The following is a 26925-nucleotide window of genomic DNA, read 5'->3' on the forward strand; positions in this document are numbered from 1 at the left end:
CTTCAGTATCTGGGAATACTAAATCTGGAAATCGTTAGGATGAGCGCAATATGGTTAGCACTCTTGTTAGTATTCCCGGATATCGCATCTATGATTTACTCTACAATGGTTCGAGAACCCTAGTTTATCGGGGGTATCGAGAGACTGACTCATTACCAGTAGTGATGAAGCTGCTGAAAAATCCTTATCCGAGTTTCAGCGAGATCTTGTCGTTTCGCAATCAGTACACCATCGCTAAAAATCTTAACTCACCGCTAATCGTCCAAACCTACAGTCTGGAACCTTATCAAAATGGCTATGCGCTGGTGATGGAAGACTTTGGGGGGATTTCTCTCAAAAATTATTTCACCTCACCAGAGATGCCATATATCGCGTCTGGTGAAGAGTTTTTACAAATAGCGATCGCACTTTGCAACACCTTAGATATACTATATCGAGAGCGAATTATTCATAAAGATATTAAACCAGCGAATATTTTAATTAATCCCGAAACCAAACAAGTAAAATTAATCGACTTTAGTATTGCATCTTTACTACCACGGGAAACGCAGACACTAATCAATCTCAATGTATTAGAAGGTACACTTGCTTATATTTCCCCAGAACAAACAGGAAGAATGAATCGGGGGATTGACTACCGCACAGATTTCTATTCTTTGGGTGTGACATTCTACCAATTACTGACTGGAGTTTTACCATTTCAATCAAATGTTCCGATGGAGTTGGTACATTCTCATATTGCAAAACCAGCGCCTTTAGTACATGAAATTAACCCACAAATCCCGTCTGTAATCTCAGAGATTGTCAGTAAATTGATGGCAAAAAATGCTGAAGATAGATATCAGAGTGCGTTAGGACTGAAATTTGATTTAGAAAATTGTTTACATCAGCTACAAGTTGATGGTGTAATAAGAAATTTTGAAATTGCACAGAGGGATGTGTGCGATCGCTTTCTCCTCAGAGAAAAACTCTACGGACGGGAGCAGGAAGTAAAAGCCTTGCTAGACGCATTTGGGCGGGTTGCCAATGGAGCAGTGGAGTTGATGCTGGTGGCGGGTTTCTCTGGCATTGGCAAAACTGCAGTGGTGAACGAAGTGCATAAGCCCATCGTCCGGTGGAACGGGTACTTCATCAAAGGGAAATATGACCAGTTCAATCGCAATATTCCCCTGTCTGCCTTTGTGCAAGCTTTCCGCGACTTGATGGCACAGCTACTCAGCCAAAGCGATACTCAACTGGAGCAGTGGCGAAACAAAATTCTGTCTGCTTTGGGTGAAAGTGGACAGGTGATGATTGAAGTGATTCCAGAATTAGAACGGATTATTGGCAAGCAACCACCTGCACCAGAATTATCGGGTAGTGCTGCACAGAACCGCTTCAATATGGTCTTTGTGAAGTTTATTCAGGTGTTTACTACACCAGAACATCCGTTGGTGGTGTTCCTCGACGATTTACAGTGGGCAGATTCAGCATCTCTCAATTTGATGATGCTGTTGATGGGTGAAACCTTGAGGGGCTATCTATTCATTATTGGCGCATACCGTGATAACGAAGTGTTTGCGGCTCATCCGTTAATGCTGAACCTAGAAGAGATTGAGAAGGTGGCGACGGTTAACACTCTCACCCTGACGAACTTGAGCCAACCCGATGTCAACAGTTTAATTGCAGACTCATTGACTTGCTCAACAGAAGTTGCCCTGCCGTTAACTGAGCTAGTCTATCAAAAAGCTAAAGGCAATCCGTTTTTTACAACCCAGTTTCTCAAGGCATTACATGAAGACGGACGAATTACCTTTGATTGGCATACAGGGTTTTGGCAGTGTGATGTGGCACAAGTGCGATCGCTGGCTCTCACCGATGATGTGGTGGAATTTATGGCGGTGCAACTTTTAAAACTGCCCATCCAGACGCAAGCGGTATTGAAATTGGCAGCCTGTATTGGCAATCAGTTTGATTTAAGTACATTGGCGATCGTCTGCGAACAATCAGAAACAGAAACTGCCACGCACTTGTGGAAAGCATTGCAAGAAGGTTTAGTGATTCCCCAAAGCGAGGTATACAAGTTTTACCAGACCACCGAACTGGGAACATCGAACGTCAAACCTAATAATCACAACTGTGCTTACAAGTTTCTGCACGATCGCGTCCAACAAGCTGCTTACTCGCTAATACCTCAAAATCAGAAACAGGCAACTCACCTCAAGATTGGACAATTGCTGCTACACAACACATCGTCTGCAGCAATTGAAGCCAACATTTTTGAGATTGTCAATCAATTAAATGAAGGAATTGGTCTGATCATTCAGCAGTCAGAAAAACCTGAAATAGCTCAACTCAATCTGATTGCTGGTAGAAAAGCTAAGGCTGCTACTGCTTATAAAGCAGCCGTGAAATACTTTGCTTTAGGCATAGATTTGCTGCCAGAAAATAGCTGGGAGTGCCATTACAGTCTTGCCTTTGGATTATATCGAGAGCGGGCAGAATGTGAATACTTGACTGGTAATTTAAATGATGCAGAAAATCTGTTTGACTTGGCATTAATTAATGCTCAAGACAAGTTTGAAAAGGCAGAAATTTATGCTATCAAAATGTATTTAAAAATGACCAAAGGGGAGAATATTCAAGCTGGTTTTGAAGCTGGACTGCAAGGTTTGAGCATTATGGGTATGGAACTACCACTCACCATTGAAGAACAGCAAACCGCCATCAAAACCGAACTGGAAGAGTTAAAAATTAAACTTGAAACCGTTTATCCAGCAGATTTGTTTGCTCTACCTGAGATGACAGATCCTGTTAAAAAGGTCTGTATGAGTCTCTTAGCCGATCTTTGGGCGGCGGCATATATGGGAGGGCATCAATACCTCTCTTATCTAAGCTTGCTATTAATGATTAATACCTCATTGAAATATGGCAATGCGGATGGCTCTGGTTTTGCTTACTGTCTTTATGGGATGAGTCTAGCGAATCAAGGAGATTATCAAACAGCTTATAAATTCGGAAAATTAGCCCTAAAACTCGATCGCCATCTCAAAAGCGCCAAATTTATTTATAAGACTAATAATATCTTTGCACACACAATTAATCCCTATAATCAGCATTTAAAAACGAATTTACCCCTGTCTAGGCAATCATTCCAAACCAGTGGAGAAGCGGGAGATGTGGTGTTTGGTGTTTGGGCCGTTTCGTTTCTGATTTGGGCGATGTTAGTAAAAGGCGATCGCCTAGCCGATATCTATGCAGAAACTGAGAAATATCTGAGTTATGTGCAGCAAGTAAACGATGTCAATATGCTGTATGCGTTTACATTACAGCGGCAGTTCTTACTGAATCTGCAAGACTTTTCTCAAAACACTGATTTATTGGATGAACCTAATGATCAAAATCCTGCTTATATAGAAGTTTGGAGACAAAAGAAAAATTTTGAGCATGGAATTAATTGGTACTGCTTTCTCAAGCTACAGCTATTATACCTTTATGGTCGCTTTGCCGATGCCGTCAAAGCAGCAGAAGAAGCCAAGAAAACCCTAGCTGCCAATGCTGGTTTTTTCCCCATTATTCAATACTATTTTTATTATCCACTCAGTTTGACAGCACTCTATTCTGCTGCTACATCAGAGGAGAAAAAGCAATATTGGAACGTTCTAGAACAGCATCAGCAAATTGTCAAAAATTGGGCAGATAATTGTCCAGAAAACTTTCTGCATCGATATCTATTGCTATCTGCTGAAATGGCACAACTTTCTAGCAGGTGCATGGAAGCAATAGACTATTACGATCGCGCCATCGCCCAAGCCAAAGAAAACGATTATATCCAGGAAGAAGCGTTGGCCAATGAACTGGCATCTAAATTTTACCTCAACTGGGGCAAAGAACGAATTGCTCAGGAATACATGACCCAAGCCTACTATGGCTATGCTCGTTGGGGCGCTAAAGCCAAAGTCGCCGACCTAGAAAAACGCTATCCCCAACTGCTTGCTCACATCCTCCAGCAAATTCCTTCTCCCCTTTCCGCTAACGAAACTATCTTTGTCTTGGGGAGTGTCACCTCAACTAGTTGTGCCACTTCCAGCAGTAATAACGTCTCTGTTGCTTTAGATTTAGCTACCATTCTCAAAGCTTCCCAAACCCTTTCTGGCGAAATCGAACTCGAAAAACTGCTCTCGGCTTTGTTACATATCGTCATTGAAAATGCCGGAGCTGATAAGTGTGTGTTCATGCTTTTGGAGTCAGATCGTTTGCTGATTCAGGCTTCAGCACAGCTTTCCCAGAATGCCGTTGATTTTTACCCAATGTTGCTAAACCCACAGTGTGTTGAAGACTCACCTGATGTGCCAATTGGCTTAATTAATGTCGTCAAACGTAGCTTACAACCAGCAGTGATTATTGATGGTAGAGTAGATCGGCAATTAATTAATGACCCCTACATTCAGCAACAGCAGCCCAAGAGCATCTTATGCAGCCCAATTTTACATCAGGGTAAGTTACTTGGCATATTGTACTTAGAAAACAATTTAGCAACAGGGGCGTTTACCAATGAACGTGTCGAACTCCTCAACTTGCTTTGCGCCCAAGCCGCGATTTCTCTGGAAAATGCCCGACTTTACTCGCTTTCGCTAGAAAATGCCCAACAGCTAGAGCGATCGCTGGATGAGTTGAGTGCCGCACAGTCTTGCTTGCAAGCATCCCAACAACGACTCCAGCTATTAGTTCAACAAACTCCACTGGCGTTCATCGAGTGGGATACCAATCTTCTAGTTACTCACTGGAACCCAGCCGCAGAAAGAATATTTGGCTACACAAAACAGGAAGCTTTAGGTCGTCAATTCCAATTCATCATTCCGGAAACAATTCAACCACAAATGGAGGAAGTTGGTATCAATCTTTTATCGCAGCAGGGCGGTAATTACAGTGTCAATGAAAATATCACAAAAGATGGCAGAACTATTATTTGTGCTTGGTATAACAATCCACTTGTGAATGCAGATGGTGAGTTAATTGGAGTTGCTTCCCTCACAGATGATATTACTGGGCGCAAAAAAGCTGAACTTGCTTTGCAGCAAAAATCTCAAGACTTACAACAAGCATTGCAAGACTTACAACAGGCACAATTACAAATGGTGCAAAGTGAAAAGATGTCTGCGTTGGGTAATTTAGTTGCTGGTGTGGCTCATGAAATGAATAATCCTTTGGGCTTTATTGCTGCCAGTATCAAACAAACTAAACCTACTATTGCTGATATTACCGAACACCTCAAACTATATCAAGAAACTTTCCCAAATCCGAGTGAAGAAATTCAAGTTCATGCAGAGGAAATAGATTTAGATTATACCTTAGAAGACTTGCCCAAGATGATTGATTCCATGTCTATGGCGTGCGACAGACTCAAAAATATCAGCACCAGTTTAAGAACTTTCTCCCGTGCTGATCGAGATTACAAAGTCCCTTTCAATATCCATCAAGGTATCGATAGCACAATTTTAATTTTGAAACATCGCCTCAAGACAAATGAACAACGTGCTGCTATTGAAGTTGTGACAAATTACGGTGAATTGCCTCAAGTTGAATGTTTTCCTGGACAATTAAATCAGGTATTTATGAATATATTAGCCAACGCTATTGATGCTTTAGAAGAATCAAATACTGGACGCAGTTTTGAGGAAATCAAAGCTAATCCTAACCGAATCAAAATTAAAACCTCAGTAGAAAATGAAAGCGTGAAAATTGCGATCTCTGATAATGGAAAGGGGATGAGTGAACAAGTCAAATCAAAAATATTTGACCATTTATTTACTACAAAAACTGTCGGAAAAGGTACGGGATTGGGGTTAGCGATCGCTCGTCAAATTGTGGAAGAAACCCACGGTGGAAAATTGAGTTTTAACTCTGTTATAGGTGAGGGTACAGAATTTATTATTGAAATTCCAGTATGATTTTTTATCCACCGGTTCAGATCCCCGACTTCGCGGAAGTTGTCGGAGATCTTTTTTGGGAATACTAAATCTGGAAGTTTCACAGATTTAGCAGCATGGTTAGCACCCTTGTCAGTATTCCCGGATATCGCATTAGTGAAGAACTCTACAATGGTTCCAGAACTCTGGTTTATCGAGGGTATCGAGAGACTGATTCATTACCAGTAGTGATTAAACTGCTGAAAAATCCTTATCCCAACTTCTCTGAACTCTTGTCGTTTCGCAATCAGTACACCATTGCCAAAAATCTCAACTCACCCCTAATCGTTCAAACTTATAGCCTAGAACCCTATCAGAATGGCTATGCGCTGGTGATGGAAGACTTTGGGGGGATTTCTCTCAAAGATTATTTCACCTCTGATGAGAAGCCATATATCGCGTCTAGTGAAGAGTTTTTACGGATTGCGATCGCACTCTGCAACACCTTAGATATATTGTATCGGGAACGCATCATACACAAAGACATCAAACCCGCCAATATTTTAATTAACCCCGAAACCAAACAAGTTAAATTAATTGACTTTAGCATTGCATCTTTACTACCACGAGAGACGCAGACATTAATAAATCCTAATGTATTAGAAGGGACACTAGCTTATATTTCCCCAGAACAAACAGGAAGAATGAATCGAGGGATTGACTACCGCACAGATTTTTATTCTTTGGGTGTAACTTTCTACGAATTACTTACAGGTGATTTACCTTTTAAATCAAACGATCCGATGGAGTTGGTGCATTGTCATATTGCAAAACAACCTCCTTCAGTTATTAGAGATGAGATACCGCAAGTGATTTCAGATATCGTCATAAAATTGATGGCGAAGAATGCCGAAGATAGATATCAAAGTGCTTTGGGATTGAAGTTTGATTTAGAAAATTGTTTACATCAGCTACAGGTTGATGGTATAATTAAGGCTTTTGAAATTGCACAAAGGGATGTATGCGATCGCTTCCTCATCCCCGACAAACTCTATGGGCGAGAAAAAGAAGTAGAAAACCTACTCCAAGCCTTTGAAAGAGTCAGCCTTGGTGCAACAGAAATGATGCTGGTAGCAGGTTTTTCTGGGATTGGGAAAACTGCGGTTGTCAATGAAGTTCATAAACCAATTGTTCGCCAACGTGGCTATTTTATCAAAGGCAAATATGACCAATTTCAACGCAATATTCCCTTCTCTGCCTTTGTGCAAGCCTTCCGAGATTTAATGGGGCAATTACTCTCGGAATCTGATATACAATTACAAACTTGGAAAACCAAGATTCTGGAAGTTGTTGGCGACAATGGACAAGTTTTAATTGACGTAATTCCTGAGTTAGAAGGTATTATTGGCACTCAACCCCCAGCCACCGAATTATCAGGAAGTGCTGCCCAAAATAGATTTAATTTACTATTTCAAAATTTTGTGCAAGTTTTTACCAATAAAGAACATCCTTTAGTGATGTTTTTAGATGACTTGCAATGGGCAGATTCCGCATCGCTGAAATTGCTGCAACTATTGATGCAACACACAGAATACTTATTAATATTGGGGGCATATCGAGATAATGAAGTATCACCGACTCACCCATTCATCCTCACTGTAAATGAGATCGTTCAAACTGAAGCAGTGGTCAATAAAATTGCGCTGCAACCATTAAGCGAATTAGATATAAATAGATTTGTGGCAGATACGCTAAATTGTGAATTATTATCTGCCCAAAGTTTGACAAAATTGATCTATCAAAAAACTCAAGGTAATCCTTTTTTTACTACCCAGTTTATCAAGGTATTAAATGACGATAACTTAATTACCTTTGACTTAGAATCCCGTCATTGGCAGTGTGATATTACTCAAGTCAAAGCTTTAGCAATTACTGATGATGTGGTGGAGTTTATGGCACTGCAATTGCAGAAATTGCCGTACCAGACTCAGCATATTCTCAAACTAGCAGCTTGTATTGGGGCGCAGTTTGATTTACAGAGATTGGCAATTATTTCAGAACAATCCCTAGAAGCAACGGCAGCTGATTTATGGAAAGCTTTGCAAGAAGGGTTGATTATTCCCAATACGGAAATCTATAAGTTCTTTATTCAGTCTGACAATACCTCAGTTTCTAATACAGTAGCTAATCCAATTTATCGGTTTTTACATGACCGGGTTCAACAAGCAGCTTACTCCCTAATTCCCCATGACCAAAAGCAAGCAGTCCATCTCAAAATTGGACAGTTACTTCTGCAAAACTCTTCAAAAATAGAACGAGAAGAAAAACTGTTTGATATTGTTGGGCATTTGAACCAAGGACAAGCGTTAATTACTCAACAGCAGGAACGAGAAGCTTTAGCACAACTCAACTTAAAAGCTGGTGGTAAAGCCAGAAGTTCAACTGCATACACCGCCGCCAGACTATATCTACAAACTGGAATTGAGCTACTAGAGGTGGATTGTTGGCAACATCAGTATGAATTGACTCTGAATTTGTATGTCGCAGTTGCGGAAGCCAGTTATCTCAATGGTGATTTTGCGGGTATGGAACTCTTCGCAACATCGGTATTGCAGCAAGCACAGACGATTTTGGACAAAGTGAAAATCTACGAAATTCAAATCGTGGCATTAGTGGCTCAGAGCCAAATTTTAGCAGCGATCGCAGTGGGAAGAGAGGCTCTAGCGCAATTGGGGGTAGAATTCCCGACAGAAGTAGACGAAGCTTTAATTGGCAACGCCTTACAAGAGCTTAAAGAACAACTCCAAGGCAGAGAGATTGCTGGGTTGATTGACTTGCCCGTGATGAGCGATCGCACCACCATCGCCGCAATGCAACTGTTAGGTATGTTGTTTCCACCAGTGTTGCTAGGAATGCCAGGTTTAATGCCTCTGTTGAGCGCGACGATGGTGCGGTTGTCGCTCCAATTTGGCAATGCCCCTACCTCAACGGCAGGCTATGCGATTCATGGCATAGTGCTGTGTGCCTTTTTGGGTGAAGTCGAAATCGGCTATGGGTTCGGGAAATTAGCGCTCTCGTTGCTAGATAGGTTGAATGCTCAGGGCATGAAGTGCATCACTCTCAACCTGTTTGGAACTTTCATCCAACATCGTCGGCAAGCGCTCTTGGTAATGCTAGCAACACTGAAAGAAAGCTACACGGTTGGTATGGAAAACGGCGATTTTCTCTACGCTGGTTACAGCATACTAGTGTACACCCAAACGGCATTGTTTGCCGGTGTAGACCTAGAGGCCTTGACCCCTGAATTATCTGCTTATAGTGCTGCCCTGGCTCAGGTGAAACAAGATTCGGCACGTATTCATTTGGACATGGTGGGACAAACAGTGCAGCAATTGAGAGAAAGGATGAGCCAACCCGATTGCTTAATTGGCACGATCTACGATGAAACAGTGATGTTCCCCAAACACCAGCAGGATAGGGATCTCACGGCGTTCGCCTTTGCCTACATCTGCAAACTTCTGCTTGCCTATTCTTTTGGCAATTATCAGGCTGCCCTCGACTATATCACCCAAGGCAAGTCCTATTTGATGGCAGTATCAGGAATGCTTCTTATTCCCATCTTCCATTTCTATGCCGCCTTAACGCACCTGGCACTTCCCACACAGCCACAAGAGCAAGCTGAAATTCTCGCCGAGGTAGAAACTTATCAAACAGTTCTGCACCACTGGGCGGAAAATGCCCCGATGAATCACTTGCATAAATGGCATTTAATTGAGGCAGAAAAGTGTCGTGTGTTGGGTAACAAAGCCGAAGCCATAGACCATTACGATCGCGCCATTCAACTCGCCAAAGAAAACCAATTCGTCAACGAAGAAGCCTTAGCCAACGAACTTGCTGCCAAATTCTATCTCCATTGGGGCAAAGAAAAAATCGCTGTAGCTTACATACAAGAGGCTTATTACTGTTATGCTCGGTGGGGAGCAAAAGCCAAAATCGAGGATCTAGAAACCCGCTATCCCCAATTACTCGCCACAATTTTGCAAAAACAGCAACCAGCTTTCAAACTGACGGAAACAATGATTTCTGTTGGCTCTCAAACGATCCAAACTTCCGGTTTCAGTCATACTAGCCTCTCAGAAACTTTCGATTTGGCGACCATTTTCAAAGCTTCTCAATCACTGTCGAGTGAAATTGAGTTGGAGAAATTACTCTCAACCCTACTTCAAGTCACACTCGAAAGTGCGGGGGCTGATAAATGTGCGTTGCTGATGCCAAGAGACTCTTACTGGGTAATTGAGGCATTATCTCAACTCGATCAGCCTAGCATTATATTAGGTTCGCTGCCCTTTGATGATGGTCAAACAGTACCCGTGACTTTAATCAATCGAGTCAAAAATACCCTCTCCTTGACTGTAATTGAGAATGCAGTAGTCGATGTAACCCTAGCATCTGACCCTTATATGATTCGCCATTCACCCAAAAGTATTATCTGTGCGCCCATTCTCAACCAAGGCAAATTGATTGGCATTTTATACCTCGAAAATAACTTGACAGTGGGAGCATTTACACGCGATCGCCTACAAGTTCTCAATCTCCTGACTACTCAAGCAGCTATCTCCTTAGAAAATGCTCAACTTTATAGCAAATTAGAAGATTATTCCCATACTCTAGAGCAGAAAGTAGAAAAGCGTACCCAGGAAATTACAGAAAAAGCAACTCAGCTAGAATCAACACTTGATAAACTTTACTCGACTCAATCCCAACTAATTCAAGCCGAAAAAATGTCCGGTTTAGGACAGTTAGTGGCTGGAATTGCTCATGAAATTAATAATCCGATTAATTTTATCTATGGTAACTTAGAGCCAGCAAGTGAATATGTGTCATCCTTAATTGAATTAAATAATTTATATCAGCAATTTTACCCGCAACCATTGCCAGAAATTGCCGAAAAAATCGCCGATATGGAACTAGAATTTCTAGTGGATGATTTACAAAAGCTCCTTTCATCAATGAGGGTAGGAGCAGATCGCATTCGTCAAATTGTGCTATCACTGCGAAATTTTTCCCGCTTGGATGAATCAGAAATTAAAGCAGTAGACATTCACTCTGGCATTGATAGTACGCTGTTAATTTTGCAACATCGACTTCATAATAATAGTAAACATCCAGAAATTGCAGTCGTGAAAAAATATGGTCAATTACCTTTAGCTAATTGTTATGCCTCGGCGCTGAATCAAGTGTTTATGAATATCATTAATAATGCCATTGATGCTTTGGAAGTATCAGAAGAAAATTCTCAGCCGACTATTACAATTCAGACGGAATTTACAGAAGCAAAAAAGGTAATTATCCGTATTGCAGACAATGGTATTGGCATGAGCAATTCCGTGCAGAATAAAATATTTAATCCATTTTTTACGACGAAACCAGTAGGGAGTGGTACAGGTTTGGGATTATCAACTAGCTATTCGATTGTGGTAGAAAAACATAAGGGTAAATTAAGTTGTATTTCCGCACCAGGAGAGGGTACAGAATTTATCATTGAAATCCCAATGTGATTTTTGCTTTTGTTGATAAATAGTCTGATGTATCCGGGAATACTAAATTCAGAGGTTGTAGGATTTAGTAATATGGCTAGTACTCTTGTCAGCATTCCCGGATATCAAATCAGCAAAGAACTTTATGACGGTTATAGAACCGTGGTTTATCGGGGATATCGACAAGCTGATTCATTACCTGTGGTGATTAAACTGCTGAAAAATCCTTATCCTAGTTTCTCTGAACTGGTACAGTTTCGTAATCAGTACACGATCGCCAAAAATCTCAACTCACCTCTGATCATCGCCACCTACAGCTTGGAACCCTATCAAAATGGCTATGGGTTGGTGATGGAAGACTTTGGGGGGATTCCGTTGAAAGAGATGCGATATGTGGCATCTTTGCAGGAGTTTTTAGAAGTAGCGATCGCACTTTGCAATAGCTTAAATATATTGTATCACGAGCAGATTATTCATAAAGATATTAAGCCCAGTAATATTTTAATTAATCCCGAAACTAAACAAGTTAAATTAATTGACTTTAGTATTGCATCTTTACTACCACGGGAAACTCAAGAAATTCAAAATGCTAGTAGTTTAGAAGGAACTCTCGCTTATCTTTCTCCAGAGCAAACGGGACGAATGAATCGGGGGATTGACTACCGCAGTGACTTCTACTCATTAGGTGTGACATTCTATGAATTATTGACGGGACAATTACCATTTGTTTCTGATGATCCAATGGAGTTGGTACATTGTCATTTAGCAAAAATTCCCGTTCCTATTCATCAAATTAATTCTCATATCCCCTTAGCTTTATCTGAAATCATCAGCAAGCTGATGGCGAAAAATGCCGAGGATCGCTATCAGAGTGCATTAGGAATTAAGCATGATTTAGAGATTTGTCTAGAACAATTAAAGAAAACAGGAAGCATTAAAAATTTTATATTGGCAGAGGGAGATATTAGCGATCGCTTCTTAATTCCCGAAAAACTCTACGGTAGAGAAACAGAAGTATCAACCCTACTCCAAGCATTTGAAAGGGTAAGCAAAGGGGCAACTGAAATCATGCTAGTTGCTGGTTTTTCTGGAATTGGGAAAACTGCCGTTGTCAATGAAGTACATAAACCCATTGTCCGCCAACGTGGTTATTTTATTAAAGGTAAATACGACCAATTTCAACGTAATATTCCCTTTAGCGCTTTTGTCCAAACCTTCCGGGATTTAATGGGGCAATTACTCTCAGAATCTGATGCCCAACTGCAAATTTGGAAAACCAAGATTCTCGAAGTCATTGGCGACAATGGACAAGTTTTAATTGACGTAATTCCTGAATTGGAACGCATTATTGGCGCTCAACCCCCAGCCACAGAACTATCAGGAACTGCTGCCCAAAACCGTTTTAATCTGCTGATGCAGAAATTTGTGCAAATTTTCACGAGTCTAGAACATCCTTTAGTGATGTTTTTAGATGATTTGCAATGGGCAGATTCGGCATCACTAAAATTGCTGCAATTATTAATGTCAGGGACAGGACATTTATTAATTTTGGGTGCGTATCGGGATAATGAAGTTTCCCCTGGGCATCCGTTTATGTTGACAGTCGATGAAATTGTGAAAACTGGTGCAACAGTGAACACAATTACCCTGTCACCATTAAGTTTAGTAGAGATGAATCGGTTAGTTGCAGATACCCTTAATTGTGAGGTAAATCTGGCTCAACCATTAACTGAATTAGTGTTCCAAAAAACCCAAGGAAACCCATTCTTTGCCACCCAATTTCTGAAAGCGTTGCATGAAGATAGACAGATTATTTTTAATTGGGAAACACGATATTGGCAGTGTGATATTGCTCAAGTCAAGGCTTTAGCACTTACTGATGATGTGGTGGAGTTTATGGCATTACAATTGCAAAAATTACCTGCCGAGACTCAAAATGTTCTCAAATTAGCAGCTTGTATTGGGGCGCAGTTCGATTTGAATACGTTGGCGATCGTTTCTGAACGTTCTCCAGAAACAACTGCGGCTAATTTATGGAAAGCATTACAATTGGGTTTGATTATTCCCAATCAGGAAATATATAAGTTTTTTATTCAGTCTGATAGTTCCTCAGTATCTCATACAGCAGCAAATCCGATTTATCGGTTTCTGCACGATCGCGTCCAACAAGCTGCCTATTCTTTGATTCTAGCAGATCAAAAACAAGCCACTCATCTCAAAATAGGACAATTGTTGCTCCAAGAAAGTAGCGAAAGTCAACGTCAGGAAAGGATTTTTGATATTGTTGGCCATTTTAACTTTGCTCAGGATCTAATCTGCGATCGCCAGTCTCGTTATCAATTAGCTTCTCTGAACTTACAGGCGGGGAAAACAGCAAAAGGTGGCGCAGCTTTTCAGACAGCATTGGTATTAGCCAATATAGGCATTCACAACTTACCAAGTGATAGCTGGCAAGAACAATATAATGTCACCCTGGCACTGCATAACTTGGCAGCCGAAGCAGCATATTTATGTAGCCAATTTGCACAGGCGAAACAGCTAATTACGCTAATTTTGCAACAGGCAAAACAACTGATCGATAAAGTTAGTGCTTATGAGACTCAAATCTTAGCTTATCTTGCCCAAGGACAGCCCCAGGAAGCCATTTACACCGCAATTGATGTGCTGGGGCAATTTGGGATTCGGCTCCCCAAGCACCCGACTCAGGCTCAAGTATTGCTGGGTTTAGCCAAAACTAAGTTGATTCTCGGTAACAAGAAACCAGAACAGTTAGTGAATCTGCCAAATATGACTGATCCTAACAAATTGGCAGCCATGCGAATCCTTTCTAGTGCTGCTTCTGCGGCTTATCTTTGCGCTCCAAAATTAATGCCGCTATTGGTATTTGAGCGGGTGAATTTGTCTGTACGACATGGCAATACTGCCTTATCAGCTTTTGGCTATGCTTGGTATGGCTTGATTCTCTGCGGCATCCTCATGGATATTGAAGGAGGCTATGAGTTTGGACAACTGGCGCTGCAATTATTAGAGCGGTTTAATGCCACAGATTTGAGAGCCAAAGTCTTATTTATGACTTATACATTTATTAGTCATTGGCGCGATCGCATCACAGATACAATGCCAGCACTGTTAACAGCTTACCAGAGCGGTTTAGAAACGGGAGATGTGGAATATGCGGCTTGGGCTGCTTTGGTGCATTGTTACAATCGCTACTGGACAGGGGAAAACTTAAAGTCAGCAGAACCAGCAATTCGTTCTTTAAAAGACGCGATCGCTCCTTTCAACCAAAAAAACGGCTCACTCTACATCCAAATATACCATCAAGCCACCTTGAATCTTTTGGGTCATGCCGACGATCCCAGTTGCTTGTCTGGGGAAAGCTATCAGGTGGCTGAAGATATCCCCGCCCAAATTGCGGCAAGCGATCGCACAGGACTATTTTTTAGTTACGTTTGTCAACAACATCTGCATTATTTGTTTGGGCAGTATGTAGCCGCAGTTGAGAAAGCCAATGCTGCTAAACCCTACTTTGAGAACTGCGTTTCCTCGCTCCCAACGGTGCTGCACTACTTTTATGATTCGTTGGCACAACTGGCAATTTACGCCACTGCAACCGCAAAGGAACGCCGAAAAATCCTCAAAAACATTCAGGCGAATCAGCAAAAGCTGAAGAAATGGGGGTTTTATGCCCCAATGAATTATCAACATAAGTTTCTGTTGGTGGAAGCAGAACGGTATCGCGTACTGGGGCAAAAATTAGCCGCGCAGGAATCCTACGATCAAGCAATTCAACTCGCCAAAGATAATCAATTCCTCAATGAAGAAGCCCTCGCCAACGAACTCGCCGCCAAATTTTATCTCAATTGGGGTAAAACCAAAATCGCTCAGGTATACATGATTGAGGCATATTACTGCTATGCCCGGTGGGGGGCAAAAGCTAAGGTTGTTGATCTGGAAACCCGCTATCCCCAACTACTCCAGCCAGTTTTGCAGCAACTGAAAACTAGTTTCAATGTCTCCGAAACCCTAACTCAGATTGCTCACTCCTCCACCCAAAGCTCTAGTGCTAGCACCAGTATTTCTGATAGCTTAGATTTTGTCTCGGTGATCAAAGCCGCTCAAGTTATTTCCAGCACCATCGAATTTGATGAACTACTCCAGCAACTTACCCAAATTATTTTACAAAATTCTGGAGCCAACAAATGTGTATTGATCTTGCCCCAAGATGAAACTTGGCTCTTGAGAGCGATTTCCACCCCCGAAGCCACAGAAATCTGCTCCGAACCAATAGATAATCATCCCCATATTCCCATCAAACTAATTCAGTATGTTAAACGCACCCAAGCTTTGGTGATGGTAGACAATTTGCAAACTGATTTACCCATCATTGATGATTATTTGCTGCAACACCAGCCCAAGAGCTTGCTGTGTTTACCGATTCTCAATCAAGGGCATTTAGCGGGGATTCTTTACCTGAAAAATGAAATCACCGCCGGGGTATTTACAAGCGATCGCCTTTCTGTTGTAAATTTACTCTGCACTCAAGCTGCGATTTCTTTAGAAAATGCTCGATTGTATCAACAAGCAAAACTTGTACTACGTGATTTACAACAAGCTCAACTACAAATTGTCCAAAGTGAAAAAATGTCAGCACTGGGTAATTTAGTTGCTGGTGTAGCTCACGAAATGAATAATCCTCTTGGTTTTATTGCTGTCAGTCTCGAACAAGCTAAACCTATCTTCAGTGATATTGTCGAACACTTAAAGATGTATCAAGAGATTTTACCATTACCAGGCGATCAGATCATCGACCATGCCCAAGAAATAGACTTGGAATATAGCTTAGAAGACTTGCCCAAAATGATTGATTCCATGTCTATGGCGTGTGATAGATTAAAAAATATCAGCACTAGTTTGAGAACTTTCTCTCGTGCCGATAGAGATTACAAAGTGCCATTTAATATCCATGAAGGTATTGACAGCACAATTTTGATTTTGAAACATCGTCTCAAGGCGAATGAAGAACGTCCTGCTATTGAAGTTATCACAAATTACGCTAATTTACCTGAAATTGAATGTTTTCCCGGACAGTTGAATCAGGTATTTATGAATATCTTGGCGAATGCTATTGATGCCTTGGATGAATTTAATTATGGGCGCAGTTTTGAGGAAATTAAAGCTAATCCTAACTGTATTACAATTACAACATCAGTCGAAACTAATCTCGTTAAAATTGCGATCGCTGATAATGGTAAGGGAATGAGTGAAGAAGTGAAATCAAAAATATTTGACCATTTATTTACTACGAAAGCCGTTGGTAAAGGGACGGGATTGGGGTTGGCGATCGCTCGTCAAATTGTCGAATCAACCCACAGTGGTAAGTTGACATGTCACTCTGTTCTCGATAAAGGAACAGAATTTGTGATTGAAATTCCAGTGTTTTAAAATTTCTTGCTGTATTTGGGAACACTAAATTGAGAATAAATTTAGTTGTTCTCAAACCCAATATTCGGGCAGGTTTTCTTGTTGTCACCTGTTCCCTATTTCCTAATCAATAGCAGGTAAATAAACATGTTCAAAGTTGTTGTTGGTCATAGTGAAGATCCTGATTCTCAAATTGCCATTGAAGAAGTCTTAGATCAATGTAACAAGGCATTAGCAGACAATATCCCCCAAGCAGGTTTGTTATTTGCCGCTATTGATTTTGAGCATAGTCTCATTCTGCAAATAATCAATCAGGTGTTTCCTGAACTTGAACTGATTGGTTGTACGACAGATGGTGAGATGTCCTCAATTTTAGGTTTTCAACAAGACTCACTCACACTTATGCTTTTCTGCTCGGATACGATAGAAATTCATGCGGGTGTGGGATATGACACCAAAGAGAATGCTTACGCATCCGCTGTTTGTGCTGTAGAACAGGCAACTCAAAAAAGTAGCTTACCTACAAAACTTTGTATTACCCTCCCTGCTAGCTACTTAGAAGATGGGACAACAACTAGCGGTGAAGACATTCTCAGCGGATTACAGTTAGCCTTAGGTTCCCAAATACCCGTGATTGGAGGTACTGCTGGAGATCAGTTTCAGTTTAAAAAAACCTATCAATTTTTCCAAAATCAAGTCCTGACTAACGCTCTACCCGTGCTGATTTTTTCTGGAGAATTGCGATTTTCCTACGGTATAGGGTGTGGATGGCAACCTATGGGACGCGAAAGTATTGTCACCAAAGCCAAAGGAACCGTTCTATATGAGATTGATGGTAAGCCAGCACTAGAATTTTACCAACAATATTTAGGCGATCGCCCACCAAGTGCAGAAAATCCCTTAGCAGTCTATGAACAAAATAGCGATCGCTGCTATATGCGAGTTCCGAATACTTCTGATGCAGAAACCGGCAGCATAAATTTTCTGGGCAATATCCCCGAACAAGCCACAGTGAGAATGACGGAAATTAGTCGCAATGAAGTAGTTACAGCTGCGAAAACCTCATTTCAGACTGCTTTGGCAAACTATCCAGGTAAAGAACCAGAAGCAGTTTTACTCTTCTCTTGTTGCTGTCGTCGTTGGCTTTTGGGTACAAGAGCACAAGAAGAATATCAGCTTGTAAACAGCGCTTTGCCCACTACTATACCCATTTGTGGATTCTACACCTATGGCGAATTTGCACCCCTGGCAGATCAGGATAAAAGCTACTATCATCAAGAAACATTTGTTACTTTGCTTCTAGGTACAAAATAATAGTCTATGGAGTCAGCAGACGCTCAGATTCAACTGCAACAGTTAGAAAAACAAATCCGAATTCTTCAGAAAAAACTAGGGCGCTCAGAAGCAGATCGTAGTCAAATAGAAGAAGCGAGTGAACGCAATGAAGCTATTCTTAAAGGTGTGATTCGAGAACTAGAAGAGTCACAAATTGCCTTAAAAAATCGCAGTTGTGAGTTAGAGACTGCTCTCGGAAACCTCAAAGATTTGCAAGTAAAATTAGTTGAATCTGAGAAAATGTCTGCTTTGGGTATTTTGGTCGCTGGGATTGCTCATGAAATTAACAACCCCATTAGCTTTATCTACGGCAACTTAACTTATGCTCATAATTATGTTAAAGATTTACTCAGATTAATTGAACTTTATCAGGAAAATTATCCTGAACCAGTGGCAGTAATTAAACGAGAAATTGCTACCATTGAGCTTGATTTTCTCAAACAAGATATAGTCAGTCTGTTTCAATCAATGTTTAGTGGAGCCGAGCGAATTTCTGGAATTATCAAATCACTCAGAACTTTTTCTCGCTTAGATGAAGCTACTTTTAAAAGAGTTGATATTCATGAAGGTATTGATAGTACACTGCTGATTTTAAATAATCGATTGAATGCAAATTCTGAAAAACAAAAGAGTATTAAATTAATTCGAGAATATGAACAATTGCCGTTAATAGCATGTTATTCTGGTCAACTCAATCAGGTATTTTTGAATATTGTATCTAATGCGATCGATGCGTTAGAAGAGGCAAATCAGCAGCGCACACTTGAAGAAATTGCTTTATATCCCAACACAATTTGGATTCGTACTTGCTTAATATCTGAGAATCAAATTAAAATTGCGATCGCAGATAATGGACTTGGCATTCCAGACAAAATTTTACCAAAGTTATTCGATCCCTTTTTCACAACAAAAGCTGTAGGTAAAGGGACTGGATTGGGTTTATCTATCAGCTATAAAATTGTGACTGAACTACATCAAGGCAAACTTGAATGTAATTCAACCCTAGGAAAAGGTACAGAATTTATCGTCACCCTACCGATAGCACCTAACTTTGTAGCTTGATCAATACCTGCGCCAAAATCCTCACAGTGGCTTTTGCACAGTTATACCAACAGCACGGGGAAAATTACCCGGTGTGCTGGCGACTTTACGCAAATATAAGCAGTGACGAACGCTATTACTAATGGGTGTTGTAAATTGTTCAACGGATTCGATCGCACCACCCAACTGGTTAACAGCACTTTCCAAAGCTGTCTTTTCTGACTCTATCCAATTACCACGATAAATTACCGCTAAACCATTCTGTTTCAGCAAGGGTAGAGCATATTCTGCACAAGCTGATGCTGTACCAACAGCGCGAATTAAAGCAATATCATAGTTTTGGCGATATTGGCGTTGTAGACCTATTTCTTCGGCTCTAGCAATGAGTGTTTTGCTATTACTTAAAGCGAGTGTGTTTAAGATTTTATCAATAAACGTAATTTTTTTCCGCGTTGAATCCAGCAGAGTCATTGTGCAATTAGGTGCAGCGATCGCTACTGGAATCCCCGGAAAACCCGCCCCAGTACCAATATCAATTACAGATGCACCCGCTTCTAGAGATGCGATGAGTTTCCCCTGTGGCGCAACTCCCCGCAACGAATCCCACAGATGCTTTTCCCAAAACTCTTGCGGTTCAGTGATGCGGGTTAAATTTAACTGGCGATTACCTTCGAGAATTAATTCATAAAGCTGCTGAAATTGTGCTTGCTGCTGCTCATTTGGTTGCCAATTCAGTGTTTGTTGCCATATCTCTGGCATTTCAACTAGTAGGTCATTTGTCATTAATTATTTCTCCCTCATCTCCCTCATCTTCCCCACTCACACCATCGGTAGAGGTTCTTTCACCCTAGCGCTTAGTGTCTCCGGGTCAACTGCTTCTAGTTCACCGTGGTTGAGTGTCCAACAACGATCTGCGATCGCTAACAAATCTCCAGCATCGTGTGTCACTACTAACAGCGTCCAATCTTGTTTAAGCTTCGCTAATAAATTTACCAGCTGCCGACGCATTGACCAATCTAATCCCGCCGTGGGTTCATCTAATAACAATAAATTTGGCTGGCGAATTAATTGCACCGCTAAAGCTAAACGCCGCTGTTGACCACCACTCAACGCACAGGGGGCTGCGGAGAGTGATAGATGCTCTAATCCCACTTCACTGAGTGCCTCTCTTACACGTTCTGACCCTAACTCAGGATGCCCTAAACGCAATTCTTCTAAAATTGTACCACCACAAAAATGCCGCTCTGGAAACTGAAACACTATCCCAGCTAATTGTTGTAGCTGTTCAGCTATGAGTTCTTGTTCCCGCCAGAAGGCTGCGCCAGATGTAGGTTCGGCGAGTCCCGATAAAATTTCTAGTAAGGTACTTTTGCCAGAACCACTCGGACCAATAATCAAACCTAGCTGTTGGGGTGCTAATTCCAAGTTAATTGATTTGAGAATTGCTGTTGGGCAGGATGTGGGGTGATAAGTTAGATTTCTAAGATAGAGCATTTGTTAAGATTACCAAAAAGTTGGCGAATAACTGATTAACTACACACAGAGCAACTGAAAAATTCCGAAAACACTCACATAGCACAGCCTGCATTCAAACTTTAATCTCACAGCAATAATTATCGACTTCCCAAACTTATAAGTCTTTTTCCACAAGGATTTGACACTCAGGAAAAAACTAACCTATCCTTGCGATCCGCTGCTGTATGTCTAGGGACTGTTTTCCATTGTGGCAGACTTCCTTCCTGAACAGTGGGTACAAAGAGTGTGGGAACCTGTAATAATTACCCAAGTCAACTTGTATAGAAAATTCTGGCTGAAATAGATGTCAGTCTCAGCTAACCATTTTTTGCATTCTAAGTAACATAAACAACTTTTTCAACCGCAATTATTCTGAAGGTGACAATGACTAAACTATATTCTCGACTTGCTAACCTGGGTAAAGCGACTTTAGTAAGTGCGATCGCCTTTAATTTATCTATTAGTCCCTCCCTCGCTGGCGATCCCTTTCGTGCTAGCGAACCTCGCAAAATTGGCGACAAAACTGAAGCAGCTTTTAAAGCGATTTTCCAACAGGGAAACTATCCAGCCGCAGAGAGTTATCTCAAACAAGCGCTATCCAGTGAACCAAATGAACCTCTAGCCTATGCCATGAGAGCATCCCTAGCATACACGAATAAGGATATGGCTGCACTAGACACATACAGCAAAAAAACCCTGGAAACCGGACAAAAACTGATTGCTAGTGACCCATTACGAGGTAATCTATACACTGCGATCGGTAATTTTTTAGAAGGATCTGTAATTATTACTCGTGAAGGTGCAAACGGTGCATCAAAAGCTTTAGGCAAGCTGCGCCAAGTCTATGAATATATGGACAAAGCCGAAGCAATTTCTGCCAACGATCCAGAATTAAATTTAATCAAAGGCTATATGGATTTGTTGCTAGCTGTGAATTTACCTTTTTCTAACCCAGATCAGGCAATTGAACGGTTAGAAAAAAATGCTGCACCTCAGTATTTAGCTGATCGGGGTATTGCCCTCGCCTATCGGGATTTAAAGAAATACTCTCAAGCACTAGATTATGCCAACCGTGCTTTAAAATCGACATCTGATAACCCAGAGATATATTATCTCAAAGCCCAAATCCTCCAAGAACAGGGGAAAAAAGAGAATAGCCAACCATTGATCAAAGAAGCGATCGCTAATTTTGACAAAGCTTTGACTAAAAAATCCCAACTACCAACCGATCTAGTAAAACAAATTGAAAGCGAACGCAACCGTGCTGCTAACAGCCTAAACAGTCTTGGTGGATAATTAGTCATGTGTCGTTTGTCATTAGTGAACACCTATTCATCTGTGCCCCATACCCCATGCCCAAACTTGATATGTTAGTTCCATAGCCTCACCAATGACAAATGACCAATAACCAATGACAACCCTCTCTAGTTAGCTTTATTTGCACCGACCTACTTAGTAATTGAGATATTTAACAACAATGGATATTATATTTCGCGAGATTAATCCTTTTGATGTGTGGATTTGGTTGAAGTTCAGCACCATTCCTTCGGCACGCGAAAGACAATATGTAGAAGAGGTTTTCAACTCCTGGTTTTATCTGGGTAAGTTGGGTGCATTTAATGCAGAAAATCTCCAGGTACAAGATACAGGACTTGATATCAGCTATTTCGACTATGACAGCCAAGGATATAAAAAAAGCTTGCTAGCGCTGATGCACAACATGGGTGAATTTGAGTATGAAGGTGAGTGGGGACGTTGTTGGTTTGACTTAGGAACCAGTGATGCTATATCCCTGGATATTTTAATTAATGGACTCACACAGCTAAGTGAAGAATACGTCACTATCGAACAACTGTATATTGGCGGCGAAAATGCAGATTGGCCCGTCGAGGACAGCGAAAATAACTCCCACTCTTTTTACGATAATTAGTTACAAAAATGAACAAAGCAGGTGAAATTCGGGTAATAGTTTTAGGGCTAATTCGTGATAGCGAACGCTTATTTGTCTCTGAAGGTTACGACCCTATAACAAAAAATACATTTTATCGCGCTTTAGGTGGTGGAGTTGACTTTGGTGAAACCAGCATTGCAGCTTTACAACGAGAATTTCAAGAAGAAATTCAAGCAGACTTAACGAATATTCGCTATCTAGGTTGTATAGAAAACCTGTTTACTTTCAATGGTAGACAGGGACACGAAATTATTCAGCTTTATCAATGTGATTTTGCTGAGTCTAAGTTTTATCAATTAGAAAGCTTAACATTTTCGGAGTCAAATAATCATAAACATCGGGCGCTATGGATAGATATTGCCCGGTTTAAGTCGGGAGAATTGAGGTTAGTACCAGAGGTGTTTTTTGATTATTTATAGAGTTTGTAACTAGAGAATAATGAGATGCGATCGCTAGCCACGGCTATTTTTACTCGCGGTTGGGCATTGGCTGACCTTTGGATCTTCATCGTTTTCCCAATTTTAGGCGGAGTTTTAGCGGGTATGGTCGCTCGATCGCTGCAAAACCAGATATTTAATACGAATCACAAGCGCATTCTCATACCATTTTGGATTTTAGATTTTGCAGAAAGTCTGAGCGCCGGCTTCCGGCGCTCAGACTTTCAAAGATAGATTTTGGATTGTCAGAGAGCTACTGTATAAGCTTCTGCTCATTCCATCTGTCGCATTCTTTTTTTAAATTGGTATCACTTAATGTCCTATATGAGCGTAAATAAGAAAGCCTCTCAAAAGAGAGGCTTTACTATGAACTCGTAGAACCTTTAACCAAATAGGTCAAAACCTGATACAGCAAAAGCTCCGGCGATAGCTGAAGCCGCCAAAGAAACAAAAGCTGTGTTAAACAACCACCAAGCAGCACCTGCGACAGTTTTTTTGGTTTCAACTGCTTGTTTTTGTGCTTGCTCTTTGATTGCATTCAGGCGTTTTTGAGTTTCTTGCTGAATACGTTCGGCTTGATGGAGTACGCCATCCCGTGTGCCTTCGATTTTGTCAATAATCTTGTTAGCTTGCGCTTCGGAAATATCTTCACGCGAACTGAGGATAGCAACTAGGGTATCACGGTCGAAAGAAGATAGGCGATCGCGCAAAGCCTCAAATCCAGCTTGCGGATCGTCAAACACTTTCGCAAAATCTTGCTGCATACATTCATAATTGAGTTCAGGACGCTCCAGTGAGTTGAGGTAGTTGCGAATTGAGCCGAAAATACCATCAAGTGCCGATTGCACCCTTTGCTGAATCTGCTGATATTGTTCAACAATCGAGTTACGCACAGAATCGATTTGCTCCACAATCCGGTTAGCTTCTTCTTCTGAAATATCCTCACGTTGTGACAACAAAGCCACCAGTGTAGAACGGTCGAATTTAGAAGCACGCTCACCTAAAGAAGACACACCAGCACGGGGAGAAGACAGCAACAATTGCAAATCGCGCTTGATACTATCCGGGTTGAGTTCTTCTTTATTAGTGTTACGCAGATAGTTTTCTAGATAAGCTTCAAACTCCTGCGCTTTTTCACTCGCGCGGTTTGCCAAGCGCTGCGGTGCTTTGACAATCTTATTGATAGCTTGTTGTGTTGAGTCGATGGTGCGGTTTACTTGCTCCTCGCTCAAATCTCCCCGTTGCGTCAGCAGCTTGACTAAAGTTTCTCGGTCTACTTGTGAAAGCCGCTCTCTGAATGCATCAGCGCCCTCTTTGGGGTCAGCCAATAATTTTTGCAAATCTTGTTGAATACCTTCTGGGTTGAGTTCTTCCAGGTTGGTATTGCGGAGATATTCACTAATCGTACTCGTGGTTTTTTCGTACTGCTGTTTTGCTGTCTCGGCGGCTTTTTGCGGAGCTTGCAAAACGTTATCTTTTACTGTGAGCAACTGGTCGATGCTTTGGTTTACCTGCTCCTCGCTCAAATCTTGGCGCTGACTCAGTAATTTTACTAATGTATCGCGATCAAATTGGGATAATCTTCCTTTTAAGGCGGAGATTCCGGCTTGCGGGTCTTCCAGCAAAGTCTTAAAATCTCGTTTAATGCCTTCAGGATTGAGTTCTTCTTTATTAGTATTCCGCAGATACTCTTCTACCCTTTGCCGCAACTCATCAGCTTTTGCTGCTGCTTGCTCTTGGAGTTCTTTTGCTTGGACTAAGACATTATCACGAGTACGCTCAAATTGACCAACAATATTATTAGCTTCCTCTTCTGAGATATCTTCGCGGTCAGCCAATAACGTCACCAAAGTATCGCGGTCAATTTCCGAAAATCTCTGACTTAAATCTTCAATACCGGCTTCTGGGTCTTCTAGCAACTTCGTTAAGTCCCTCTCAATACCTTGTGGGTTGAGTTCTTCCTTCCCAGTTGAACGCAGATAATCTTCTAGACGGGTGCGAAGATTTTGTGATTTTTCTGCTGTATCTGCCTGCTTGGCAGTTTCTAAAACTTCCGTGCGAATGCTTTCCATTTGTTCGGAAATTTCTTTGACTTTTGCTTCGTTGATATCTTCCCGTTGCTTGAGCAAGTTAGCAAAATACTCTCTTGTTAATTCCTCCAATTCCCGTCTGACATTTCCTGGGTTAGCATTCTGGTCATAGATGACTTCTTTAAATTCATCTTGGATTGTGATGCGGTTAAAATGCCAAGGGAAAGAATTTAAGATGTATTCTTCTATATCTGCCTTGACAGTATTATTCGGAAGTGCAGGTAATTTCTGAGCTACAGAACTACCAATCTTACTTGCTTGCTGAGTTGCTTGGTCTTTAAGTTGTTGCAACTGCTGTGTAATTTTATCGACATCTACATCCTGAACTTTCCCTGACAATTTTTGTAGCTGTTGAGTAACTTTTTCTACATCTATTTGGGCAAAGTCAACCCGCTTCAACACCGCAGGTAAAGCCGCACCTAAGCCAAGTTCAATAGCTTGCTTAACTATTCCATTGCTTTGCTTACCATTTCCACCCCCGACTGTTGCTAATTGCTGAATTTTTTCAACTAGTTTTTCAGGTTGTAATTCTTCTGGAGATGCTTGTTGAAGTAAATTAATTACTTTGTCGGTGGGATTTGATCCTTTCACAACTTGGTTCCAAGCATCTTGCAATTGGTCTGCAATCCCATTGATATCTGACTTGGAAAAGTCTGTGCGAGAGCTAATTAAATCAACAAAAGTCTGGCGATTAACATTTTTTAGTAAGTCACTATCAGCAATTGATTGTAAGTCTCCCTCCTTGAGCAGCTTCTGAAATTGAGAGCCGATTTGTTTAGTATCCAGCTGCGGTAACTGTACACCAGATAAAGAACTCTGTAATGCATTTTTGATACCATCTGGGTCAAAACCTGATGTGATTTCCCGACGAACGGCGGCGGTGATTTCTTCAGCTGTGGAAACTATCTGACTTTTAGCAGCATTAGCACCCAAAGCCGCAGTTGCTGTACCCATGATTCCTTGCATACCACTATTAACGGTACTAACAACAGAACCAATCAAGGAGCCGACTGCACTCGAACCTAACCACATAATGACTGTGAAATAGGCAGACCAAATGACTACACCGATAATTGCTCCTAAAAGCGCACTGTCAATTAAGCTGAGTTTCACTGCTAAAAAGCAAGCGCCAAATAAGGCGATAGTTGCGGTAACAAGCGCCCAAAGACCGACGGCTGTTTCAACTTTGCGAATCGTTCCGCCCAAGCTTTCAGATTCATCAGAACTTGAGCTACCACCTAAAGCTGAAATTCCTATAGCTACCGAGAAATTTGTTAATAGCAATTGAAAGGCAAATGCCATTAATATGCCAGCAAGCAACGCCACCAAAAATTTTGGCCCAGAAAAAACAAGTGATGCTTGTTCTGGTGTTAAAACTTCCTGAGTTATTGTCATCGGTGTTAAACCAAACAGTGTAAAATTCACAATTGTAAACATTCTATTTTCCTCCTTCGATCTTAATTAGACATTGCCACTTGCATAAAAAAAGAAGGCGTTGCTGAATCTAGGGATAAATGTATCATGCAAAGGAAAATCCATTCGCCTAAAACTTTTTACTATTTGCTTTATCTAATTTACAAAATTCAGTTGATATAAACCCTCTCTCCGAGGATTGATTCAATCATTTTAATACTTAATCGAAAGTAGTAATTAAATCTAGCCTTCATCACAAAAAAGTCTTATATTAATATAGCGTTTGTAGTAATT

At 41.1% G+C, this 26925-nt stretch carries 12 protein-coding genes; 9 read left to right on the forward strand and 3 right to left on the reverse strand.

Annotated features, from left to right (window positions below):
• The first annotated feature begins 50 nt into the window (after positions 1 to 50).
• The 5 genes from CAL7507_RS29790 (at position 51) to CAL7507_RS29810 (ending at position 19246) form a co-directional block, all read left to right on the forward strand.
• Positions 51 to 5930, forward strand: a complete 5880-nt coding sequence (locus CAL7507_RS29790; protein ID WP_015132209.1) for an AAA family ATPase — start codon at positions 51 to 53, stop codon at positions 5928 to 5930.
• A gap of 95 nt (positions 5931 to 6025) precedes the next feature.
• The gene (locus CAL7507_RS29795; protein WP_015132210.1) at positions 6026 to 11446 is read left to right on the forward strand and encodes an ATP-binding sensor histidine kinase; all 5421 of its coding nucleotides are present in this window, start codon (positions 6026 to 6028) and stop codon (positions 11444 to 11446) included.
• Between the two features lie 72 nt (positions 11447 to 11518).
• On the forward strand, positions 11519 to 16870 hold the full coding sequence (locus tag CAL7507_RS29800; RefSeq protein ID WP_015132211.1) for an ATP-binding sensor histidine kinase: 5352 nt from the start codon (positions 11519 to 11521) through the stop codon (positions 16868 to 16870).
• 126 nt (positions 16871 to 16996) lie between these two features.
• A complete protein-coding gene (locus tag CAL7507_RS29805) occupies positions 16997 to 18163 on the forward strand; it encodes an FIST signal transduction protein (RefSeq protein ID WP_015132212.1) in 1167 nt (388 codons plus the stop codon).
• 6 nt (positions 18164 to 18169) lie between these two features.
• Complete coding sequence (locus CAL7507_RS29810; protein ID WP_015132213.1) at positions 18170 to 19246, forward strand: sensor histidine kinase; 1077 nt, start codon at positions 18170 to 18172, stop codon at positions 19244 to 19246.
• A 21-nt stretch (positions 19247 to 19267) separates the two neighbouring features.
• On the opposite strand, the gene rsmG is transcribed toward CAL7507_RS29810, so the two are convergent.
• Both rsmG and CAL7507_RS29820 read right to left on the reverse strand, forming a co-directional pair.
• Positions 19268 to 20008: a 16S rRNA (guanine(527)-N(7))-methyltransferase RsmG gene (gene rsmG / locus CAL7507_RS29815; RefSeq protein WP_015132214.1), complete on the reverse strand. Its 741-nt coding sequence runs from the start codon at positions 20006 to 20008 to the stop codon at positions 19268 to 19270.
• 36 nt (positions 20009 to 20044) lie between these two features.
• Positions 20045 to 20719: an ABC transporter ATP-binding protein gene (locus CAL7507_RS29820; protein WP_015132215.1), complete on the reverse strand. Its 675-nt coding sequence runs from the start codon at positions 20717 to 20719 to the stop codon at positions 20045 to 20047.
• Positions 20720 to 21124: 405 nt separating this feature from the next.
• On the opposite strand from CAL7507_RS29820, the gene CAL7507_RS29825 reads away from it, so the two are divergent.
• The 4 genes from CAL7507_RS29825 to CAL7507_RS29840 all read left to right on the forward strand — a co-directional run bounded on the left by CAL7507_RS29825 (position 21125) and on the right by CAL7507_RS29840 (position 23362).
• Positions 21125 to 22036: a Sll0314/Alr1548 family TPR repeat-containing protein gene (locus CAL7507_RS29825; protein WP_015132216.1), complete on the forward strand. Its 912-nt coding sequence runs from the start codon at positions 21125 to 21127 to the stop codon at positions 22034 to 22036.
• A gap of 181 nt (positions 22037 to 22217) precedes the next feature.
• Positions 22218 to 22670: a DUF3531 family protein gene (locus CAL7507_RS29830; protein ID WP_015132217.1), complete on the forward strand. Its 453-nt coding sequence runs from the start codon at positions 22218 to 22220 to the stop codon at positions 22668 to 22670.
• 8 nt (positions 22671 to 22678) lie between these two features.
• The gene (locus CAL7507_RS29835; RefSeq protein ID WP_015132218.1) at positions 22679 to 23110 is read left to right on the forward strand and encodes an NUDIX hydrolase; all 432 of its coding nucleotides are present in this window, start codon (positions 22679 to 22681) and stop codon (positions 23108 to 23110) included.
• 24 nt (positions 23111 to 23134) lie between these two features.
• Complete coding sequence (locus tag CAL7507_RS29840) at positions 23135 to 23362, forward strand: hypothetical protein (protein ID WP_042341678.1); 228 nt, start codon at positions 23135 to 23137, stop codon at positions 23360 to 23362.
• A gap of 149 nt (positions 23363 to 23511) precedes the next feature.
• On the opposite strand, the gene CAL7507_RS29845 is transcribed toward CAL7507_RS29840, so the two are convergent.
• Entirely contained in the window at positions 23512 to 26655 is a 3144-nt protein-coding gene (locus CAL7507_RS29845; RefSeq protein ID WP_015132219.1) for a hypothetical protein, read from the reverse strand.
• Between the last annotated feature and the right edge of the window lie 270 nt (positions 26656 to 26925).

The sequence above is a fragment of the Calothrix sp. PCC 7507 genome (assembly GCF_000316575.1).
GTDB lineage: Bacteria > Cyanobacteriota > Cyanobacteriia > Cyanobacteriales > Nostocaceae > Fortiea.

What these genes read in the sequence shown, in the direction of transcription:
- CAL7507_RS29790 (WP_015132209.1), top strand. Translation starts at nt 51, where the DNA reads ATGGTTAGCACTCTTGTTAGTATTCCCGGATATCGCATCTATGATTTA.
- CAL7507_RS29795 (WP_015132210.1), top strand. Translation starts at nt 6,026, where the DNA reads ATGGTTAGCACCCTTGTCAGTATTCCCGGATATCGCATTAGTGAAGAA.
- CAL7507_RS29800 (WP_015132211.1), top strand. Translation starts at nt 11,519, where the DNA reads ATGGCTAGTACTCTTGTCAGCATTCCCGGATATCAAATCAGCAAAGAA.
- CAL7507_RS29805 (WP_015132212.1), top strand. Translation starts at nt 16,997, where the DNA reads ATGTTCAAAGTTGTTGTTGGTCATAGTGAAGATCCTGATTCTCAAATT.
- CAL7507_RS29810 (WP_015132213.1), top strand. Translation starts at nt 18,170, where the DNA reads ATGGAGTCAGCAGACGCTCAGATTCAACTGCAACAGTTAGAAAAACAA.
- rsmG (WP_015132214.1), bottom strand. Translation starts at nt 20,008, where the DNA reads ATGACAAATGACCTACTAGTTGAAATGCCAGAGATATGGCAACAAACA.
- CAL7507_RS29820 (WP_015132215.1), bottom strand. Translation starts at nt 20,719, where the DNA reads ATGCTCTATCTTAGAAATCTAACTTATCACCCCACATCCTGCCCAACA.
- CAL7507_RS29825 (WP_015132216.1), top strand. Translation starts at nt 21,125, where the DNA reads ATGACTAAACTATATTCTCGACTTGCTAACCTGGGTAAAGCGACTTTA.
- CAL7507_RS29830 (WP_015132217.1), top strand. Translation starts at nt 22,218, where the DNA reads ATGGATATTATATTTCGCGAGATTAATCCTTTTGATGTGTGGATTTGG.
- CAL7507_RS29835 (WP_015132218.1), top strand. Translation starts at nt 22,679, where the DNA reads ATGAACAAAGCAGGTGAAATTCGGGTAATAGTTTTAGGGCTAATTCGT.
- CAL7507_RS29840 (WP_042341678.1), top strand. Translation starts at nt 23,135, where the DNA reads ATGCGATCGCTAGCCACGGCTATTTTTACTCGCGGTTGGGCATTGGCT.
- CAL7507_RS29845 (WP_015132219.1), bottom strand. Translation starts at nt 26,655, where the DNA reads ATGTTTACAATTGTGAATTTTACACTGTTTGGTTTAACACCGATGACA.